At 34.9% G+C, this 4836-nt stretch carries 4 protein-coding genes and 4 pseudogenes; 2 read left to right on the forward strand and 6 right to left on the reverse strand.

The genetic code is table 11. From position 1 onward, the window contains the following. Positions 1-447 precede the first annotated feature (447 nt). The 5 genes and pseudogenes from DN394_RS29660 to DN394_RS28195 form a co-directional block, all read right to left on the reverse strand. Positions 448-573 carry a hypothetical protein gene (locus DN394_RS29660; protein WP_255258668.1) on the reverse strand — a complete coding sequence of 42 codons (126 nt, stop codon included), beginning with the start codon at positions 571-573 and terminating at the stop codon, positions 448-450. A 389-nt stretch (positions 574-962) separates the two neighbouring features. Next, positions 963-1301 (reverse strand): annotated as a pseudogene (locus DN394_RS28180) (replication-relaxation family protein); the annotation flags it as partial. Between the two features lie 109 nt (positions 1302-1410). Next, positions 1411-2602, reverse strand: a pseudogene (locus DN394_RS29930) (FtsK/SpoIIIE domain-containing protein). Between the two features lie 118 nt (positions 2603-2720). Then, positions 2721-2903, reverse strand: a complete 183-nt coding sequence (locus DN394_RS28190; protein ID WP_098149954.1) for a hypothetical protein — start codon at positions 2901-2903, stop codon at positions 2721-2723. After that, positions 2900-3202: a hypothetical protein gene (locus DN394_RS28195; RefSeq protein ID WP_001267483.1), complete on the reverse strand. Its 303-nt coding sequence runs from the start codon at positions 3200-3202 to the stop codon at positions 2900-2902. Before DN394_RS28195 ends, DN394_RS28190 begins: the two co-directional genes overlap by 4 nt. A gap of 139 nt (positions 3203-3341) precedes the next feature. Here DN394_RS28195 and DN394_RS28200 point away from each other — a divergent pair, with 139 nt between their 5' ends. Together DN394_RS28200 and DN394_RS28205 are read left to right on the forward strand one after the other, a co-directional pair. Continuing rightward, entirely contained in the window at positions 3342-3542 is a 201-nt protein-coding gene (locus tag DN394_RS28200; RefSeq protein ID WP_000445877.1) for a helix-turn-helix domain-containing protein, read from the forward strand. A 36-nt stretch (positions 3543-3578) separates the two neighbouring features. Further along, a pseudogene (locus DN394_RS28205) lies at positions 3579-4043 on the forward strand (restriction endonuclease). Between the two features lie 297 nt (positions 4044-4340). On the opposite strand, the pseudogene DN394_RS28210 reads toward DN394_RS28205, so the two are convergent. Then, positions 4341-4836, reverse strand: a pseudogene (locus DN394_RS28210) (hypothetical protein); the annotation flags it as partial.

Consider the following 4836-nt stretch of genomic DNA (forward strand, 5'->3'; position numbering starts at 1 on the left):
ATGATTCGGGGTACAGTTCATCTATAAAGGGGCGTTTTTATATAAATCCATATCAAAGAATATCTTTTATAATGATTATTTTAGTACCACTCCTTTTCTTAACTGTCACCCTAGTAACTGGTCGATAGGGGTTCTTCTTTTGGAGCCTACTGCCTAGTTTTATAAGTGGGATAATAGCTTCCAACTCTATAAAAAAAACACGACAGTAGAAAAAAACTTTACAAAGTGTGCCTTTACAAGGCGCTCTTTTTTACATGTACTTACCAAATAGTATTTTTGTTGAATTTTCATTGACTTTACGTTGACCTTTTGTTGACTTTTTCTTCACATTTAAAAGAAACTAACATACGATATTGTATGTAGTCTCTCCGCTCATAGGGATCTACCTTTCTTATCGAAGAGCATGCTTATATGTGTGCTCTTTTTACTTACAATGAAATAACAATTTTATTTAATATCCATTTCCTCTTGCATAAGAACTACAGTTTTAAACATTACTTGCTCAAAATCTTTTTCATCCATGTATGGCTTTACAATCTCTAGAATCGCAATAACCCATTCAAATTTGTTCACATTCTCACTTATATAACTACATATGAATATTAAGTTTCTCATTTAATTAACCTAGTGTTATAATGCAAGAGATTGATAATCATATTTATCTATTAAAGAAGGGTTCTCAAATTTCAGCACCTTGACGCATACCGTTAGGGGCTGAACTACTTTGTTGCGATAAGAATGATGTAATATTTATCATTTACAATAATTTTACAATAAAACTAAAAAAGAACACCTTAAGTCGGTGTCCTTCTTGCAAATAACAACCTTTATGTAATTGAACATACGGATAAAACTAATCCCCCAAATGTAATTGCACCTAGTAATCCTAATACAAATCCAGTTATGCAAATACAATCAGCAAGACAAATGGAAGACTGCGATAATGGAACAAATGACCTACTTGTACTCGATCCATATTGTTTTATTTTCTCATAATTCATATTTAACATTAATTGTAGACATGTTACACCATCATCATGCGAACGATCTAGCTCAACTGCATGAAGTATACTTTCTTCATCACGAAACTTCACATCAGGAACTATTTTCTTTTTCTTTTTGTTCTTTATATAACGTATATCCGTTTCAATCTGCCAATCGTCCGGACAAAATAAATGCAACCATGCTGCATTCCATAATAGTGCATGAGCTAGTTTTCCTCTCGACACAACTTTCCCATCATCACCGAACATGGCATGCCCTTCTTTGTTCAAATAATATACGTATTCCTTCCTTTGTATTGTTTTACTTACGTATGGTTTTAAATCTCACATAATACGGTTTGCATTTCGAATACCGCCCATATCATGCACACTCATCAAATGTCTCCTTGTTGCAAACTGAAGCTTTCTAATCGTCGCAAGTATTGCAAATCTGACGGTTGATTTTCATGTGACTCTGGATATTCATGTTTTTCCACCTCATATTCTTTTAGATGTTCCCACATGACCTTGTCATCGATATACGGCACTTGCAATACGGTGAAGTTTTCCTTCATATATATAGCTCTTCCTGGAATAGATGGTAGTTGTTCTAATCCGGGCTGATCAATAACAAATTCTGATGCAGTACGAGTCGGTAAACGGAAACCAAGTTTCGCATTCGCCATTTGTTTTACTACCCTTGGCAATGTATCTCCTGTCGGATATTGCGTACAGAAGACAATACGAAACCCTAGTGCTCCTCCAACACGCGCAATGTGACTAAGCATGTATTGACACTCTTCCAGCATTTTATTATGAGCCCTCGGTAATCCTTTTGCAGGCGCGAGTACCGCCCCTTCATCTACTACAATGAAATACCGGTCTTTTTCTATCGTATGAACAATATTCTTGATGCCACGTTCTTTCATGTACTTCCCACGCTCATGCATTTTCTCCATTACTTTTAGCAGCATACCATGTGCTTGCTCTGATGTTTCTGCGATTTTTTCAACTTGTTTTAGCTTTTTATATTCGCTAAATTCGAGTCCTTCTTCTTTTAAATCAATTAAATAAAAATGAGCATGATTTGGATTCGCTAACGATAAGGAAGCAAACATGTTTTTAAGAAAGACAGTTTTCCCCATGCGAATTAATCCACCTATAGCCATATGCGGCCTCTCATCAAAATCGTGATAAACAATTGTTTCTAAACTCTGGCCAACTGGAATACGCCATTTTCCTTTCGTTACTAAATCCATTGACCATGACCAGTTCTTCGGTATTTCTCTGCGTAATACACGAATATTCAATTTATAATTATCGTACTGGATCCGTACTGGTTTATTTAGTCCCTCGCTTACCACATCCTCTACCTTCTGAATAATTTTACTGGGCATGCCAAGCGGTAAAGTGTAAACATAAGTCGTACTACGATCATCATCAATTTGTTTTTGGAACTTTGGATATTGCAATTTTTCTTCATTATTTCTTTTAATCGCAATACCAGCTACTTCAAAAAACACCTGTATTTTTCGCTTATCATCATTTTTACTTTTGAACTTTTCACCGAATAATGCCATTGTTATACCTGCAGCTGGAACGAGTAATAATTCAATCATTTTCTCCACTCCCCATATACCCTTTATTAGGGTATATATCCCTTATTTTCGGAATACTCCCGTACACGCTTTATGCCAACGACCAGTAAATGTCCTGAAATTCCACGTTGGTATTCCCCTATAGAAACGCGAAAAGAACATAACGTAGAAGATACAAGAACGAGCCTGTGAGCGTTGTGTACATGGTCATTCGTGGAAGCCAACGTGGAACACTCTGCCCCATTTTTTCTGCAACCTTCATCGTAATCACTGACAAGCCTGTTGCAGTCCATACTAATACCGCTTCACCAACGATTGTCATTTGAATCCCACTTTTCGAATGACTTGTAATCCCTTCGCTATCATAACCGGTTGATACTCATTAATGACGTCTCCCCAATCAAGCACTTCATCCTTATCTTCATATAAATCATCCATAATATCGTTCGATAAACGGTAATAGCCTTTATATTCACGATTGTTAAAAACCTCATGTCTTTCCATGTGATCCACAATTGCGTTTGTTTCTTTCTTGCCATTAGAACCCCAATACATATTTCTCAACTCTTTCGATGGATATAGGTAAGGCGTTTCGTTTAAATGTGAGAATTGCCAACGCATATGCGTCCTCTCCCTTCTTGATGTCCTTGATTCCACTTGGTATTCCTCATGGTCTTGATAAAGGTATATGACCTAGAAAGGAGGATTTTGCCTGTCCTTCGAGAAAAAATTCGTAGGACAACTAAAAAAGGGTGATAATATGGAAAGTCGTTTGAAAGAAATTTTGGATGCACGTGGAATTAAATACAGTTTTATTGCTAAAAAAGTTGGGATTGCAACATCCACAATGACTAATTTAATAAAAGGTGGACTTCCAACCTTACCTGTCGCCTATCGCATTGCACGTGTATTGGAAATGAAATTAGAAGAAATTTGGATTGAAGATGAAGAAATAGAATAATCATCATTTGGACATACTCATACTGAGGTGAATTGCATGATTTGGGCAATAGCATTGCTTGTAATTGTTTTTCTAATTGGTGCAATAACAAAAAGTCCGCACGTAACACCTGAAGAAATTAGAACCGAGCGAATCAAAAGAAGTGCAACTCGTAGCAATTTAGAAGTAATGGATCCGAGGGAATTTGAATATTTTGTAGCTGATGTCTTTCGTTCTCTTGGTTATAAAGTTCAAGTAACTTCTGGCTCTAACGATGGCGGCAAAGACATCATTCTTTATTAAGAGAATAAAATGAAATTCGTCGAGGTAAAACGCTATACGAAAAACTCCATTGGAAGACCCTTTATTCAGAAGCTTCATAGCGCAATTGTGGATGCTGATGCTGTTGGAGGATATTTCGTAACACTAAGTCATTTCAATAAGAACGCAAGACAATATGCAGCAAATAAGAACATTGAATTAATTGATGGCAACTCACTTATCGACATGCTAAATTCATAAAAATATAAAGTCCCATACTTTTGAACGGTGGTTTTTCGTTACTAACTCACGCTTTAAACAGAACTTATGTATACTTACCGTACACAACGTATGTCGGAATAGTTCGCAGGAATTTGTGAAATACTAAACGATTTAAATAAAAATCCGAAGCCAACAGTTACAGAAGATATACAAAAACAACTTAAATGAGAACTTATACATTCAATGCAAACTCAAGAAGAAGTATTAATTTCATATTACCACGATAGCTGTATATCAATATGGATACATAACTACTATCCATATTGATATACAAATTTATCTTAGCTTGAGAGGAGTTTCCGCATCACCAATCGCTTGAATCATTTCAATCTTTATGGTAATTCTGTTTGGTGATTCTATAATGTTATCAGCTGAATTACTTTCTACTTTTAAGTTGGGTCCAATAATAGTAACTAGCTCTTCGCTAATATGCAGTATAAAGCCTTTGATATGAATACCTTCTAAAAATAATACAATGTATAAATTAATTAATTGATAATCATATAGTAATTTTTTAATTTCAATTTTTATTTTTTCAATATTATTAGATGTATCTATTTGGTAATAAGATTCTTTTTGATTGAATAATAATTGCGAATTATCTTGCGATAGTATAAATTTTTTGGAGGTTAGTGAAGTATTAAAAGTATCACTTAATTTTAATAAAACCCGAGAAGATTTTTGGTTTTTTGATGATTTTGCAGAAATACCAGTGTTTTTTTTGGATCTGATTGTTTGTGTTGAGGTATCAGGTGTTTCTTGAGGTCTAATT

It is taken from the genome of Bacillus sp. BB081 (genome assembly GCF_008368895.1).
Classification (GTDB): Bacteria; Bacillota; Bacilli; order Bacillales; family Bacillaceae_G; genus Bacillus_A; species Bacillus_A wiedmannii.

Bases quoted from the DNA above. Each gene is read 5' to 3' on its own strand.
- DN394_RS28190 (WP_098149954.1), bottom strand. From the start codon at position 2,903: ATGACAATCGTTGGTGAAGCGGTATTAGTATGGACTGCAACAGGCTTG.
- DN394_RS28195 (WP_001267483.1), bottom strand. From the start codon at position 3,202: ATGCGTTGGCAATTCTCACATTTAAACGAAACGCCTTACCTATATCCA.
- DN394_RS28200 (WP_000445877.1), top strand. From the start codon at position 3,342: ATGGAAAGTCGTTTGAAAGAAATTTTGGATGCACGTGGAATTAAATAC.